The following is a 14,252-nucleotide window of genomic DNA, read 5'->3' on the forward strand; positions in this document are numbered from 1 at the left end:
AGGGACGACAGGTCATGGCGAAGGACGCGGCCGCAAAGGCCAAGGGGACTGAACACCCCGATTACCACTTCATCAAGGTCGTGATGACGGATGGTACCGAGTACCAGACCCGTTCGACCTACGGGAAGGAGGGCGACACCCTCAATCTCGACATCGATCCGCTCACCCACCCGGCCTGGACCGGCGGCGAGCAGAAGATGCTCGATCGCGGCGGCCGTGTCTCGCGCTTCAACTCGCGCTTCGGGAACCTCGGCAAGCGCTGAGATCCAGACGGATCGGGCGCTGCGCCTCCGGCGCGGCGCCATGAGAACGGGCGGTCTCCGCGTGAGGCCGCCCGTTTTTCGTTGCGCGCCCGTCCTCAGCAGAGGGCCGCCGAGGACAGGTGTTGGATCCGGTCGCGCGCGGACGCGCTCAACCCTCGGCCATGCGGAACGCCATCCGCAGGAGGCCCTGCTGCTGTGCCACAGGGCTCTCGACCGGCGCCGGGGTCGGCCTGTCCTCGGTGATGAGCACATCGAGGTGCAGGATGCGCGTGTGCAGGCGCCGCGCCCGCATGATCAGCTGCTGGAGCCGCACCGGCAGAAGTGTGAAATCCTGCGGCTTCGGCGGCTCGGAGCTGCCGAGCTTGACCCGGTGCTTCTCCAGGAGCGCCTCGGCCGGGGTCATCTCGCCCTCGGCGACCGCGCGCTGCACCAGCAGCCAGGAGGCGATCTGCATCAGCAGCGTCGTCAGGCGCATGCTCTCGGCCGCGTAGCTCAGCGTCGCGTCGCGGGAGACGAGACGCGACTCGTCGCGGCCCTCGCCGTCGAGATAGGCGGCCGTTTCCTCGACGAGCGTCATCCCCTCGCGAAACAGCGTCTTGAAGGCTTCGGAATTGACGTAGGACTTGCCGAAATCGACCCAGTCCTGATCGTCCCGGAACGTGACATCGAAGCCGTTCATTCTGCCTCTCCTGTGCCGTCCGACGGCCTGTCCGTCCGGATTTGGGACGCTCCGTCCGTGGCTTTCCGACGACGGGGCAATCTTAGCGCCGAACGACGGCGATATCAGGGTTCATTGTTTTTTAACCTTAATGGGCTGTTCCCGTCTGCAGATATCGTCGGCGGCGGCGGATGCCAGCGCTCAGAACGAGGCGCGGACGCCGCCGAATACACTGCGGCCGGTGCCGGGATAGAACGCCGCCAGCGCGCCGGCACCGCCGGCCGTCGCGGCGGCGTTGGCGACCACGGCGATGTCCGATACGTAGCGCGCATTCGTGAGATTGCGGGCATCCACGAACAGCGAGACGCCGTTGGCGAAGTCGATCCCGGCCTCGAGGCCGAGGAGCGCGTAGCCCGGCACCCGCAGGGTGTTGGCGTGATCGGCGAAAGCGCCCTGCGGCACCCAGTCGAGGGCCGGAGCGATGTGGAAGCCCCTCGGGTGCCGGTAGCTCAGGACGGTGCGCAGGACATCCGTCGGAATGCCCGCGATGCGGTTGTCGTTGAAGACCGGGTCGCGGACGAAGCGGAAATCGTTGTGGGTCCAGATCTGCGTCAGGCTCAAGCCGTCGCCGGACGCGGCGAGATCCCGGGCGACGTCGACCGTGACCGCCGCCTCGACGCCCTGGTGGATCGAGCGCGGCGTGTTGAAGGTGGCGGCCGGGATGTTGAGGCCGGGATTGGTGGAGAAGTTGATCAGCTCGTCGCGCAGGTCCGAACGGTAGAGAGTCACGTCGAAGGCGAGGCGGTCGACCCGGCCGCGGACCCCGGCCTCGTAGGTCCAGGCCCGCTGGGCCTGCAGGGGGACGAAGGTGGTGTTCAACAGGTTCTGCTGCACCAGGTCGGAGAAGTCCGGCACGTCGCGGGACCGGGTCACGTCACCGAAGACCTGCAGGTCGGGCCGCGGTTGCCAGAGCAGGCCGATCTTCGGATTGATGCCGGAATAGGTCAGGTCGGCGTAGCGCGGCGTCAGGTTTCCCGGAACGCCGCCCTTGTTGCTGAAGGTCCGGTTCGACGAGAATGCCTTGGCGCCGGTCATCAGCGCTACGTCCGGCAGGAACCAGAACCGGTTCTCGCCATAGGCCTCGTAGCTCGACGCGCTCTGGAGGGAATTCAGCGTCTGGGCGCCCCGCTGGCCGCGGATGTTGACGAACTGGAGCGCTGAGTTCTGGCCTGCAAAGGCGCGCAGGCCCAAAACCACGTCGTCCCGGTAGCCGCCGAGATCGAACGTGCCGGCCCAGTGCGGGCTGATCCCGTAGGTCCAGCCATCCTGATCGATGGCCTGGAAGATCGGATGGTACAGGCTCTTGTGGATCGCCCAGCTGTCCACATCGAGCTTGCCGACATCGAGCAGGAACGAGGTGCGGTTGGCGATCCGCTCCGTCTCGACCTTGCGCGACTGGTTGCCGGTGATCGCGGTGGGGTTGGCGAGCGTCGGGGTGGTCAGGCTCTGGCCGAAGGTCAGGCTGCCCGGCAGCTTCTGGTCGGTGATGTAGGTGCCGAGATAGAAGCGGGTCTCGATATCGGGCGCGATCCGGTAGCCGATATTGGCGTTGAAGTTTTTCGTCGCCTGCGCCTCGTGGGCGCGGAAGCCGTCCGCGTTGGTCAGCGTGGCGTTGACCAGCACGTCCAGCGGCCCGTCGATGCGGGACATCTGCGCCTGCTCGCGGATCGTGCCGAAGCTTCCGCCGTCCAGGCGCAGGATGTTGGGCGCCAGCGCCGTGTAGGCGGTCGGCGTGACGAAATTGATCGCGCCGCCGAGCGTCGTCGCCCCGAAAGTGAGGGCGTTGCCGCCTTTGTAGACCTCAACCGAACGCAGGGCGAGCGGGTCGATCTGATAGAAGTCGCCGCTGCCATCCGCGAGGTTGAACGGGATGCCGTCCTGCAGAAGCTCGATGCCGCGCAGGTGGAAGTTCCGCGCGATGCCCGAGCCGCGGACCGACAGGCGCAACTCCTGGCCGTAGCGCTCCTGCACGTAGACCCCGGGTACCTCCTTGAGGACGTCGCGGATGGTGTTGGCGTAGCGATCCTGGATCGTGGCGGCGTCCACGAAGGCCACCGAGCCGACGGTCCCGTACAGCGTCGCACGCTGCGTATCGACGCTCGGCACCGAGAGCGAGCCGCGCGCTTCCCCCGGTAGCGGGCCGTTCGGCGTGGCGCTGCCGACCACGCTGAGTTCAGGGAGGGCGACCACCGCGGCCGGCGCGGTCTGACCTCGCGCGGCGAGCGGCATGGCGCAGGCGAGGAGGGTGAGCGCGGCGCGGCAGCCGGCCGGGATGAAGCGGGGCATGGTCAAGGATCCGTGTCTGGCGATCGGGAGAGGCGGGCGATCGGTCAGGCGACGGGGGGTGCGCGGGCTCCGAGACCATGGCGGGGCGGCGCCCGCGGAAGCGCGCGGCCGCCCGGGCGCGTCCGGGGCGCGGCGACCGGGCGCGGGGACGGCATGTCCGCGGCCGGCGCAGGAGCGGGGAGGGCGGCCGGACCGGCGGCGTGACAGAAGGCGCAGCAATCCGGAGGCGTGTGCGCCGGCAGGTGCTTGCCGTCCGGCATCGCGCCGGGCTGGCCGGCATCGCCAAGGCACAGGACGTGCTCGGGGCCGGCGGCCGCGGCCATTGCCATGCCGCTGAGCGTGGTCTGCAGGGCGAACGCGTAGAGGGCGAGAAGCGCCACGGCGCGGCGGCCCCAGCCCAGCGCGGCTCGGCAGGGCGGCGACGAAACGGGCGCCCGCTCCCGCGTCGGGAGGGGCGTCCGGTCCACGGACCGAGTCGGGTCGTGCTCAGGAGCCGTCACGATCGGACGCTTGGCGCGCCACTCAGGATCGTCAGTGCTGGTGCTGCCCGCCCGGTGACGCCGCGCCGATCGGCGCAACCGAGAAGATCACCGGCACGGTGCCGGCGCGCTGGAAGGTCAGCGTGCCCGATACGGCCTCGCCGGCCTTGGGCGCCCCGGTGAGTCCCTCGAACATGAGGTGGTAGCCGCCGGGCTTCAGCTCGACGGTCTCGCCGGGCTTGATCGTCAGGCCGTCCGAAACCGGGGCCATCTTCATGACGCCGCCCTCCATCGACATGGAGTGGATGTCCCCCGTCTTGGCGAAGGGCACGGAGGCACCGGTCAGCGTGTCGGGCGCGGGCCCGGTGTTGGTAATCCGGACGTAGCCGCCCGCCACCTTGGCGCCGTTCGGCGTCGCCCGGAGCCAGGGCGTCTCGATGGTGAGATCGCCGGCCTTCACGGGCGCCGACGCAGCGGGCGCTGCCGCGGGGGCCGCCATGGCCCCGCCTATCTGCGCCACCTGGACGATGCGGAACGCGGGGGCGGCCGCCTTCAGGTCATGGGCATCCTGGCCAGGCTTCGGCACCTCGATCCAGGAATGGCCACCCTCCGAGCAATCCTGCTGCACCGGGACGTAGACCGTCGCGCCCGGCTCGAACGTGTCGGCGACCTGCGCCAGGAAGGTGAACTCGTCGACCTCGTCGTCCGGCAGAGAGCCGCCGCTCCAGGTGATCGCCGTCACCCCCTCGGAGGCGGTGCCGTGGTGAGTCGTGTAGGTCTTCGCGTAGGCGCCGCGCGTGGTCGCCAGCGTCCAGCCGGGCTTCGGCATCGGCTTGGCGCCGATCAGCCCCTCCGGGATGGTCACGCTCACTCGGGTGGTCGGCTTGCCGCTGCAGCCGTGCATGATCTGGACGACGCCGCGATACGACGCGCCGGGGCTCGCCTGCTTGCGCTCCAGCACCGCGTGGGCCTGTGCCGCGGAGGCGAGCAGGCCGAGGCCAAGGGCGGCCGAGACAAAGGTCTTCATGGGAATGCATCCGTCCTGAGAGATCCGAGGGTGGAGATCGCTCAGGCGGCGGGGGGACCTCGCGGTGACGCGATGCCGCCGGGCGGGGCACGGGCGCGCGGTCCATCGGTCATCGCCCAGGCCGGGCGCGAGGCTGCCGCGGTCCGCCACACGATGACGGCCGAAGCCGCTCGCCCCGGAAGCGCCGTGGTGGTGGCCTGCGCGGCCGTGCAGCAAGCGCCGTGACCGTGCGGCAGGGCTTTGTCGGGTGCCGCGTCGCTCGCGGCATGCTGGGCGCAAAGTCCCTCGGCCGCGGCCGGGAGCGGCATCAGCCCACCGAGGAAAGCCTGGAGCACGAAGGCGTAGAGCGCCAGCACGGCGATCGCCGCCCGCAGGGCAGCGGCCGAAGGTCGGTCGCGTCGATCCGTGGGGGACAGGCCCGCTGTCATGCTGCTCCCGCGCGTCGTCCGGTCCGGACGCCTATGGCATCACTGCCACACCGGTATGGCCTTGGCTGTTGCCAGCGCGCCGCACCCGGGCGCCGCGTGCGCTAGCGCACCGCGATGCCACATTCCGGCCCCTTCGATAAGGGTTCTTAACGTCAGACCGACACCGTGGCGTCCGAGACAATCCGCTCCCGCCACATTCTGACGTACTCCGGACCAGAGCCAGCGACCGATGCGCATGAAGGCACAAAACCGGTTCACCACCCTCCTCAGTGTCGCCGCCCTCGGCGCGCTGGGCATCGGTGCCGCCGAAGCCCGCGACCAGGGCAGCTACGCCCAGGCCGAATGGGCGCAGGACTATGCCTCGCCCGCGGCGATGCAGGTGCAGCGCGCGACGGTGCCGATCCTCTCGCCGCAGACCGTCTCGGCCACCGAGCAGATGGTCGAGCGCTACAAGGACATCGTCGGCCGCGGCGGCTGGAAGCAGGTTTCCGGTGCCGAGCACCTGCGGATCGGCTCGCGCGGCCCAGCCGTCGCCGCCGTCCGCCAGCGCTTGATCGTCACCGGTGACATCGATCCGGCGGCCGGCGGTTCTGGCGTGTACGATTCCTATGTCGCGGCCGGCGTGAAGCGCTTCCAGGCCCGCCATGGCCTCAGCCAGACCGGCACGATGAGCCTCGCCACGCAGCAGGCGATGAACGTCCCGGCCGATGTCCGTCTGCGCCAGCTCGAGACCAACGTCGTGCGCCTGCGCTCCTACTCGGGCGATCTGGGCCGGCGCTTCGTGATCACCAACATCCCGGCGGCCCTGGTCGAGACCGTCGAGAACGGTCAGGTCGTGACGCTCCACGCTGCGGGTGTGGGCAAGATCGACCGGCAGTCGCCGATCATGAACACGAAGGCGACCCAGATCAACTTCAACCCGACCTGGACGGTCCCGGCTTCCATCGTGAAGAAGGACCTGATCCCGAAGATGCAGAAGGATCCGAACTACCTCACCGACAACCGGATCCGCATCCTGTCGAACGGTCAGGAGGTCTCGCCGAAGTCGGTCAACTGGTTCTCCGACGAGGGCACCCGCTTCACCTACCGGCAGGATTCGGGCGCCGACTTCAACTCGATGGGCATCGTCCGCATCAACATCCCGAACCCTTACGGCGTGTTCATGCATGACACGAACACCAAGGGCGTGTTCGGCGACGATTTCCGCTTCATCTCGTCGGGCTGCGTGCGCGTCCAGAACGTGCGCGAGTACATCACGTGGCTCTTGAAGGACACGCCCGGCTGGGATCGCCAGAAGGTCGAGGAGGCGATCGAGAGCGGCAAGCGCGTCGATGCGAACATCGCCCAGCCGGTGCCGGTCTACTGGACCTACATCACCGCTTGGTCGACCCCGGATGGACTCGTGCAGTTCCGTGACGACATCTACAAGCGTGACGGCGTGAACGTGCCCTCGACCATCGGCGCCCCGACGCCGGTCGCCAGCGCCGAGTCGATGCCGCAATCCTTCGAGCCCGGCGACGAGGAGTAAGCGTCCCGCGCGACGCGGAACTCGTCGAACCCGATACCGACAGGCCGCGGCCCGTATCCTCGAGCAGGATGCGGGCCGCGCGCGTTTCGGGGCTGCTGTCATGCATCGGTCAAACGCATCTGCTTGTCCGTGGCGGACCCGTGCAGGAGCCGCCCATGTCGCGTGACCCTAAACCCGGTGACGGCTTCCTCAGCCGCCGGGAGACCCTCGTCGCCGCCGCGGCTCTGGGGCTCGTCGCCGGTGGTGCCGCGGCGCAGGGGAGCGCAGAGGCTACGGGTTTCGTCTACGCGGCCGGTGGGTCCGGCGCAGACCGGAGGCCGCTGCCGGGCGTGCTCCTCTCCAATGGCCAGGACGTCGTCCGCACCGACGATGCCGGGCGCTACCGCCTGCCGATGCCGGGCGACGGTGCGGTCTTCGTGATCAAGCCGCCAGGCTATGCGCTGCCGCGCGATGCCGACAACGTCCCGCGCCATTCGTACATCCACCAGCCGGGCGGGACGCCCGCCGCGCTCGACCTGCGCTATCGGGGGCTCGCACCCACCGGGCCGCTGCCGGCCTCGATCGACTTCGTGCTCGCCCGCGTCGAGGAGCCGGACGACTTCGACGTCCTCCTGTTCACCGATCCCCAGCCCGAGACCCGGCTCGAGCTCGATCATGTGCGGGACACGGCGATCGCCCGGGCGATGGCGATTCCCGCGGCCTTCGGTCTGACCACCGGCGATGTGCTGTTCGACGATCTGTCGCTCTACGGCCGGTCGAACCGCCTCGTCGGCCGGATCGGGCTGCCCTGGTACAGCCTGCCGGGCAACCACGACCTCAACATGCAGGCCCCGGATGCCCGCCACAGCCGGGAGACCTGGAAGCGGGTCTTCGGTGCGCCGAGCTACGCGTTCCGGCACGGCCGGGCCTGGTTCGTGATGCTCGACAACGTCGTGTGGCTCGGGCCCCCGGTTCCGGTCGGCGCCAACACTTACCGGGGCGAGATCGGCGCGCGCGGCCTGACCTTCCTGCGCAACCTTCTGGCCGAGATCCCGCGGGACGACCTCATCGTGCTCGCGACGCATATCCCCCTGCACACCGACACCGCGCCGGACGATCCTCGCAGCACGACCGTCGACCGCGACGCGCTCCTCGATCTTCTCGCCGGGCGCAGGGTGCTGAGCCTGGCGGGCCACACCCACACCACCGAGCACCATTACCTCGCCGACCGCCATCATCATCACGTGCTGACGGCGGTGTCCGGTTCCTGGTGGAGCGGACCCGACACTCGCACCGGCATTCCCTCGGCCGACAGCCGTGACGGCACGCCGAACGGGTTCCACGTCCTCTCGGTCCGCGGTTCCGACTACACGACGCGCTTCGTCCCGGCGCAGGCACAGCCGGACGCGACGATGCGGATCCTGTTCGAGAGCGAGCTGCGCTCCGGCGCGCCGGAAGTGATTCGGGCGACCCGCCCCCTGCAAGGTCTGCGGCCGCCGATCCCGCAGGACGCGCTCGCCGACACGACAATGGTGGTCAATGTCTTCGACGGCGGCCCGCGCACCAGCCTGTCGTTCCGGATCGGCGAGCGACCGTCGCAGGCCCTGGTCCGCACCCGCCGTCCCGACCCATTCGTCACCGAGCTGTTCGAGCGCTATCCGGAGACGAAGAAGAGCTGGGTGCGGGCGATACCCTCGACCCACATCTGGACAGCGCGGCTTCCGGACGATCTCGCGCCGGGTGCTCACCGGGTCGCGGTCGAGGGCACGGACGAGTACGGGCGGCCGATCCGGAGCTGCGCGGTACTCGAGGTCGCGGGCGAGCGCGGCCGCGGCTAGCCGCCAGCTCGCGTCACATCAGGCCGCGAGCCGGCGCGTGCCGTGGCCGCCGTCCTGAATTTCCTCGATGACCTTGGCGCAGAACGCGTCGAGATCGCCCGGTTTGCGGTGGTGACGATGCCGTGGTCGGCCACCATCTCCCGGTCGTGCCAGCGGCCGCCGGCGTTGGTTACGTCCGTACGGCGACCGCTTTGCCCCAGTCGGTCTTGTCCCAGCCCCGGATCGTGCCTTTGCTTTGGCGGGATTGCGGGGCCGCGACGGTGACGTTCGCACCGGTCAGGGACAATGTGGATTGCGGAGCCGTCAGCTCGGCCTCCTCGAATCCGTGGGTGGCCAGGATCTTGGCCTGCTCGATGTCGGGCATGGCAGGCGTCCCGCGTTGCGGAGAGGTGCCCGAGCAACGGAAGGCTGATCACCCCGGTCCGCGGCCGGACGGCGACCGAGGCCGCGTCGGCGGCCCAAGGAACCCCCTGGAGCGCGGTCCGTTAGTGATCATCCCATAACGCATCAGGAGTCGCGCCATGGCCAATCCCGGCCTGCCCGAACCCACGCCCGGCGATCTGCCGCCCGTGCCGCCTACGCCCGACGAAGAGCCGGATATCGGCCCGACCGGCCCGCGCACACCCTATCCGGTGAACGACCCCGGCATCGGCGAGCCGGGCGGTCCGGGTTCCGAACCCGACATCTTCCCGGGGGCGCCGACCGATCCCGGGACGCGGATGTGATCCGCGGACGGTGCTGAAGGTCTAGTGGCCGCCGTGCGAGGAGCGGACGTCGCGCGGAGCGCTGAGGATCTCTGAGAGGCTCGTCACGACGTGGCGGGCCTCTTCGTCCGTCAGGCGAAGCTGGAAGGGCGGCAGCGCGCCGGCCTGCAGAGCGACCACGGCCTGGCCCTCGTCGTCCGTGCCGATCTCGATGGCTGAGGAGGTCACTTCGAGCATGGCGACCTCCTCGTCGCCCATCTCGTCGCCAACATCCGGCTCGTCCGTGTCGTCGATCGCCGTGAGGAGCTGGCCGACGGCGCGCACGAGGGCGCGGGCGGCGCGGGCATCCATCACCACCGCCGTCGCCTGATCATCCTTCTGGAAAGAGAGCTGGATGTTCGCACCGTCCAGCGAGACCGAGATGCCTGCCATGTACCGTCCAGAGCCACGCGCCTTAACTGCTTGAGCGCATTCCGTATATGCATCGTGAACGCCGGAAATCACAGGGGGCGGCGTGCCCCGCCCGCGCCCGCGATCCGGCCTGCGACACAGATGTATCGCCCGAACCGCCTTGTTGCGGCCGCAGCCTATCTCTAAATACGTCCTCGGGGGGCTTTTCCACCGAGACCGACGCTTCAGGCGTCCGGCATCTCGCGCCCCGCCAAACTGGCCAAAACCCAGAGAGACCTTGGTGCATCATGCGGCCCTTTCGCCGCGCCGATGCCTATGGACGAACGAGGTACACTACGTGAATACCGGCACTGTGAAGTGGTTCAACGAGACCAAGGGCTTCGGTTTCATCCAGCCCGATGATGGCGGCAAGGACGTGTTCGTTCACATCTCGGCCGTCGAGCGCGCCGGAATGCGCAATCTGATCGAAGGCCAGCGGATCGCTTACGAGATCCTCACCGACAAGCGCAGCGGCAAGGACGCCGCCGGCAACCTGCAGGCGGCCTGACCGTCCCGCAGGTGTGAAGGCGCCTCACAGACCTCCCGCTGCGCCCTGCGCGCAGAGGGAGACGGTCCAGAAGACGGATGCGTGTGAGGGATCCTGAACCGGCCGCGCGACGCGGTTCAACCTTCCGACGCTGCCATGCCGGACGAGACAGTTCGGGATCCGGTTGCGTCGGAGGCAAAATCCTAGAAACGACGCCGGGCGGCGTAAAACGTCCGGTCCAGATAAGAAAAATCCAGATTTATGTTGTTCGAATATACACGGCGCCGCGGCGTCCGGTCCCCCGTCACCGACGCGCCGACCTTTCGGGTCGGCAAGCTGGCACGGGCCAAGACCGCGGATCAGACCGGGGCCGATATCACCGACCTGATCGACCGGTCCTACAACTACCATTCTCCGCGGGAACTGCACTGGCATCTCGCCGAGCGCCTCGGGCTCGCGCCCGGCGCGGTCAGGCTCCGCGAGTCCGCGGCGGCCTGACGGCCACGACGGAGCGGTGGCTCACGCTGCCGTTCCGGGGCGCCGCAGGCGCACCTGGAACCCGGACGCGCCGTAGGTGAAGACCTTGACGCGTCGGGGCGACCGGGGACCGGGCTCCGCATCGCAGCTCCGGAAGGCCGCTCATCTCGGATGACGCGATCGGATCGCGGACGTCAGCCAGCGATCGGGCCTCCCCCGGCTCACAACGCGTCCCGCGTCTCAGCGCCCCCAGGCCGCCAGGACGGGATCGCGCAGCGCCACGGGAGCGGCGAGCAATTCGCCATGGACCGGATCCGGGCGGTTGTAGGGTGTGGCGTCACCGTTGAAGTCGCACACGATCCCGCCTGCCTCGCGCAGCACGAGGTCCGCGGCCGCGAGATCCCAGTCCCGGGCATGACCGCTGATCATCCCGACATCGACGGTCCCATCGGCCACGCGGGCGAGCCGCAGGGCCAGTGAAGGGATCCGCGCGATCACCGAGAAATCCGGATCCGGGGCGGCGCCGCGCGTGAGGCGGTCGAGCATCGGTTTCGGGCCGGTGATGCGCGCGCCCGGCAGGCTCTGCCGGTCATCGACCCGGATCGGTTCGCCATTCCGCGTGGCGCCGCGTCCGCGCACCGCTTCGTAATCCGCGCCGCCTGCGGGCGCGTGGACGAAGCCGATCACCGGCTGGCCGCCGGAGAGCAGGGCGACCGCGATCGACCAGTCGGGATGGCCCGACAGGAAGGCGCGGGTCCCATCGATCGGATCCACGATCCAGACGAGATCGTGGCCGATGCGTGCCGGATCGTCGGCCGTCTCCTCCGAGAGCCAAGCCGCCCGCGGCACGAGGCTGCTCAGCCGGACCTTCAGGAAAGCGTCCACCGCTACGTCGGCCTCGGTCACCGGCGAGCCGCCGGCTTTCGACCAGATCCGCGCGGAGGTCTGGCCGCCGAGCCTGAAGAACGGCCGCGCGATCTCGGCAGCCTCCCGCATGACGGCGCGCAGGTCCGGCATGAGGGCGGATACGGCGTCGTCGGTGAAAGGCTCGGGCATCGCGCTCCGCGTGGAATCGGTCAGGCCCCGCAGAGGGCCTCGTTGCGCCGTCCATCCGATTGAGCGGATGTCGGGGCCCGGCTGGGCTGAGAGGTCCGGGTGCGGGAGGACCGCGCATCCGGCCGCTCCGTTGTACGGCGCCTCCCGCACCGCCACAAGGATGTTGGTTGATCGATCGATAATGATCGAACAGCGCAAGGAAATGTTGAGCATTCAAGGAAGCATTGAGCATTCCGCAAATGACAGCGCTGTCCAGATTCGCTTAACGACGGCTCTTAAGCGGTGCGGAGGAGTTCGGGTGCGATTTTGCTTGGCATAACGGACGCCCCGACAGGGGTCGCCACTTGATCCAGGGACTCGGACCGATGAACACTTCCCCGATCGCGGACGAACGTCGCACAGGACAGCCGATGCTTGATGCGGACATCGCGCTCTGTTTCCCGGCTTCGCCGCTCCCGGTGATCGGCCGGATGTCCGGCGCTTGCCGGGCCGCCGGCATCGCACTCGCCTACGCGGCCGAGGATGCCGAGATCACCGGGACCGATCGGTTCACGCTGATCCTCGTCGATGCGGAAGGCGCCGCGCTTCACCGCCTCGGCAGCTTCGACGAAGACGATGTCGTGGCCGTGTGGCGCGACATCGCGGGCCGGGCCGGGCTCGTGCGGATGATCGTGCGGGAGGACGGCGCCCTCGTGCCGGTGTCCCAGCAGATCGGCCGCTTGATCCTCGGTCAGTTGCGCATCCGCCGCCGCCATGCCGGGCTCGGCGCTCGCCGCCCGCGCTTCCTGGCTCGCCGCAAGACCGGGCGGCTGCCGGCGCGGCCGCAGATCTTCCGCGGCGAGAACGAGATCATCGCCCGCACCTGATCGTCTTCCCAGACCTCAGAAGAGACCGTGTAGCAACGCGTCGGCAGCGAGGCCGACGAACAGGATCAGGCCCGCATCCCGGTTCGACCGGAACAGGGTGAGCGCTCCGCGCCCGTCGCGCTCCCGCAGCGCCACCACCTGCCAGGCGAGATGCGCCGCGAAGGCTGCAACGCCCAGGTAACCGACAAGACCTGCGCCCGCGCCCTTGGCCGCCAGCAGGATCAGGATGGCCGCCAGGGCGTAGCACAGTCCGACGGCGCCTTTGACACGCCGGCCGAACAGCCGGGCCGAGGACCGGATCCCGGCGATCTCGTCATCCTCGATGTCCTGGACCGCGTAGATCGTGTCGTAGCCGATGACCCAGCACAGCGCGCCCGCGTAGAGCAGCAGTGCCGGCGGGTCGAGGCGGGCGAACACCGCCGCCCACCCCATCAGCGCGCCCCACGCGAAGGCCAGACCCAGGATCGCCTGCGGCAGCGGCATGACGCGCTTCATGAACGGGTAGATTGCCACCGGCACGAGCGAGCACAGCCCGATGAGGATCGCCTCCTCGTTGAACTGCACCAGCACTGCGAGCCCGATCAGCGCCTGGACCAGCAGGAACAAGGCCGCGTGGCGGGGCCGCACCTGCCCCGAGGGGAGGGGGCGCAGGCGCGTGCGCTCGACCTGGGCATCGAGGTCGCGGTCGGCGATGTCGTTGTAGGTCGAGCCCGCCCCGCGCATCGCCACCGCACCGATCAGGAACAGCAGGCAGTGCCAGGGATCGGGGAAGGGCTGCTCCGCGGCGATCGCCGCCAGCGCGGCCGACCACCAGCAGGGCAGGAGCAGCAGCCACCACCCGATCGGCCGGTCGATGCGCGCCAGGCGCAGATACGGTCGCCAGGGCCGCGGCGCGAACCGGTCGACCCAGTGCCCGGTCACCGCATCCGCCGGCCGCCCATCGTCTATCGCCGTCCTGCTCATCGCTCGGATCTCCGGTCGCCGCACGTGAGGTCCCCTCCGCTGCAGAGGGGATCCGCGCCGGATCCGTGATCCTCTCAGACGATCTTACAGGGCGCCCTGCGGCAGCTTGAAGCTCCCGGTCAAGCCCGGACCGCCGAGCAGGCCGCCGCCGCCGCCACTGGCCTGAGCCTGGGCCTGGGCGCGGGCCTGCGCCTCCATCTTGGTCGCCTGGGCGGCCACGCTGCAGATCTTGGTGCGGATGCCGCTGACCTTCAGGTGGTCAGCCTTGAAGCCTTCGGCGAAGGAATCCGGGATCGAGCACCATTCCTTGTTGGCGGTGATCCACTTCAGGCCCTCGGCGCCGTTGGTCTGGAGCTTGCCGAACAGCGCACAGGCTTCCTGCGGCGTCATCTTCTTCTTGGACTGCGACGCCGCGTTGGCGCGGCCGACCAGGGCCTTGCGATCGGCCAGGGTCTTCTGGATCGCGCCGCATTCCGGCGTCGCGCTCTGCGCGAAGGCGGCGGTACCGAACAGAACGGTGCCGACCAGCACCGCGGCCCCCAGGCTCAAGCTCCTCTTCACCATTCCACGACTCCCTCGACGCCCCTGCCGAATCCGCATGCGGCCGGCTCTCATCCGTTTCCCTGGGTTCGCCATAGGATTGTGGCGTCAATCAAGCGGCAAACCGGCTGCGCGATGCACCGGTGGACGAGGCGCGGAAAAG

At 69.2% G+C, this 14,252-nt stretch carries 16 protein-coding genes and 1 pseudogene; 7 read left to right on the top strand and 10 right to left on the bottom strand.

Features of this window, described 5'->3' with window-relative positions:
* Positions 1 to 14 precede the first annotated feature (14 nt).
* On the top strand, positions 15 to 263 hold the full coding sequence (rpmE, locus tag JOE48_RS20860; RefSeq protein ID WP_012322259.1) for a 50S ribosomal protein L31: 249 nt from the start codon (positions 15 to 17) through the stop codon (positions 261 to 263).
* Between the two features lie 148 nt (positions 264 to 411).
* Here the strand turns inward: rpmE and JOE48_RS20865 are convergent, their stop codons facing one another.
* The 5 genes from JOE48_RS20865 to JOE48_RS20885 form a co-directional block, all read right to left on the bottom strand.
* Complete coding sequence (locus JOE48_RS20865; RefSeq protein ID WP_210032581.1) at positions 412 to 942, bottom strand: DUF1465 family protein; 531 nt, start codon at positions 940 to 942, stop codon at positions 412 to 414.
* A gap of 180 nt (positions 943 to 1,122) precedes the next feature.
* The gene (locus JOE48_RS20870; RefSeq protein WP_210032583.1) at positions 1,123 to 3,267 is read right to left on the bottom strand and encodes a TonB-dependent receptor family protein; all 2,145 of its coding nucleotides are present in this window, start codon (positions 3,265 to 3,267) and stop codon (positions 1,123 to 1,125) included.
* Between the two features lie 44 nt (positions 3,268 to 3,311).
* Positions 3,312 to 3,734 (bottom strand): hypothetical protein, encoded by a 423-nt coding sequence (locus JOE48_RS20875; RefSeq protein WP_210032585.1) that lies wholly within the window; start codon positions 3,732 to 3,734, stop codon positions 3,312 to 3,314.
* A 64-nt stretch (positions 3,735 to 3,798) separates the two neighbouring features.
* Positions 3,799 to 4,773 carry a DUF1775 domain-containing protein gene (locus JOE48_RS20880; RefSeq protein ID WP_210032587.1) on the bottom strand — a complete coding sequence of 325 codons (975 nt, stop codon included), beginning with the start codon at positions 4,771 to 4,773 and terminating at the stop codon, positions 3,799 to 3,801.
* Positions 4,774 to 4,814: 41 nt separating this feature from the next.
* Positions 4,815 to 5,201, bottom strand: a complete 387-nt coding sequence (locus JOE48_RS20885) for a hypothetical protein (protein WP_210032589.1) — start codon at positions 5,199 to 5,201, stop codon at positions 4,815 to 4,817.
* A gap of 229 nt (positions 5,202 to 5,430) precedes the next feature.
* Between JOE48_RS20885 and JOE48_RS20890 the strand changes: the two genes are divergently transcribed.
* Both JOE48_RS20890 and JOE48_RS20895 read left to right on the top strand, forming a co-directional pair.
* Positions 5,431 to 6,729, top strand: coding sequence for a murein L,D-transpeptidase (locus JOE48_RS20890; RefSeq protein ID WP_210032591.1), 1,299 nt, complete (start codon positions 5,431 to 5,433; stop codon positions 6,727 to 6,729).
* Between the two features lie 155 nt (positions 6,730 to 6,884).
* A complete protein-coding gene (locus JOE48_RS20895) occupies positions 6,885 to 8,546 on the top strand; it encodes a calcineurin-like phosphoesterase family protein (protein ID WP_210032593.1) in 1,662 nt (553 codons plus the stop codon).
* An 18-nt stretch (positions 8,547 to 8,564) separates the two neighbouring features.
* Here JOE48_RS20895 and JOE48_RS20900 read toward each other — a convergent pair.
* Positions 8,565 to 8,910 (bottom strand): annotated as a pseudogene (locus JOE48_RS20900) (DJ-1/PfpI family protein).
* A 157-nt stretch (positions 8,911 to 9,067) separates the two neighbouring features.
* Here JOE48_RS20900 and JOE48_RS20905 point away from each other — a divergent pair.
* Entirely contained in the window at positions 9,068 to 9,271 is a 204-nt protein-coding gene (locus JOE48_RS20905; RefSeq protein ID WP_210032595.1) for a hypothetical protein, read from the top strand.
* Positions 9,272 to 9,292: 21 nt separating this feature from the next.
* Here JOE48_RS20905 and JOE48_RS20910 read toward each other — a convergent pair whose 3' ends face one another.
* Positions 9,293 to 9,682, bottom strand: a complete 390-nt coding sequence (locus tag JOE48_RS20910; RefSeq protein WP_210032598.1) for a hypothetical protein — start codon at positions 9,680 to 9,682, stop codon at positions 9,293 to 9,295.
* Between the two features lie 316 nt (positions 9,683 to 9,998).
* Between JOE48_RS20910 and JOE48_RS20915 the strand changes: the two genes are divergently transcribed.
* Positions 9,999 to 10,208, top strand: a complete 210-nt coding sequence (locus JOE48_RS20915) for a cold-shock protein (protein ID WP_210032600.1) — start codon at positions 9,999 to 10,001, stop codon at positions 10,206 to 10,208.
* A 240-nt stretch (positions 10,209 to 10,448) separates the two neighbouring features.
* Positions 10,449 to 10,685, top strand: coding sequence for an AsnC family transcriptional regulator (locus JOE48_RS20920; protein ID WP_210032602.1), 237 nt, complete (start codon positions 10,449 to 10,451; stop codon positions 10,683 to 10,685).
* Between the two features lie 219 nt (positions 10,686 to 10,904).
* On the opposite strand, the gene JOE48_RS20925 is transcribed toward JOE48_RS20920, so the two are convergent.
* Positions 10,905 to 11,720, bottom strand: a complete 816-nt coding sequence (locus JOE48_RS20925) for a 3'(2'),5'-bisphosphate nucleotidase CysQ (protein ID WP_210032604.1) — start codon at positions 11,718 to 11,720, stop codon at positions 10,905 to 10,907.
* A gap of 410 nt (positions 11,721 to 12,130) precedes the next feature.
* Between JOE48_RS20925 and JOE48_RS20930 the strand changes: the two genes are divergently transcribed.
* Complete coding sequence (locus tag JOE48_RS20930; protein ID WP_210032606.1) at positions 12,131 to 12,586, top strand: DUF6101 family protein; 456 nt, start codon at positions 12,131 to 12,133, stop codon at positions 12,584 to 12,586.
* 15 nt (positions 12,587 to 12,601) lie between these two features.
* On the opposite strand, the gene ubiA is transcribed toward JOE48_RS20930, so the two are convergent.
* Both ubiA and JOE48_RS20940 read right to left on the bottom strand, forming a co-directional pair.
* Positions 12,602 to 13,549: a 4-hydroxybenzoate octaprenyltransferase gene (gene ubiA, locus JOE48_RS20935; RefSeq protein WP_210032608.1), complete on the bottom strand. Its 948-nt coding sequence runs from the start codon at positions 13,547 to 13,549 to the stop codon at positions 12,602 to 12,604.
* Between the two features lie 84 nt (positions 13,550 to 13,633).
* A complete protein-coding gene (locus JOE48_RS20940) occupies positions 13,634 to 14,113 on the bottom strand; it encodes a hypothetical protein (RefSeq protein ID WP_210032609.1) in 480 nt (159 codons plus the stop codon).
* Positions 14,114 to 14,252 lie beyond the last annotated feature (139 nt).

Source organism: Methylobacterium sp. PvR107, from assembly GCF_017833295.1.
GTDB lineage: Bacteria > Pseudomonadota > Alphaproteobacteria > Rhizobiales > Beijerinckiaceae > Methylobacterium.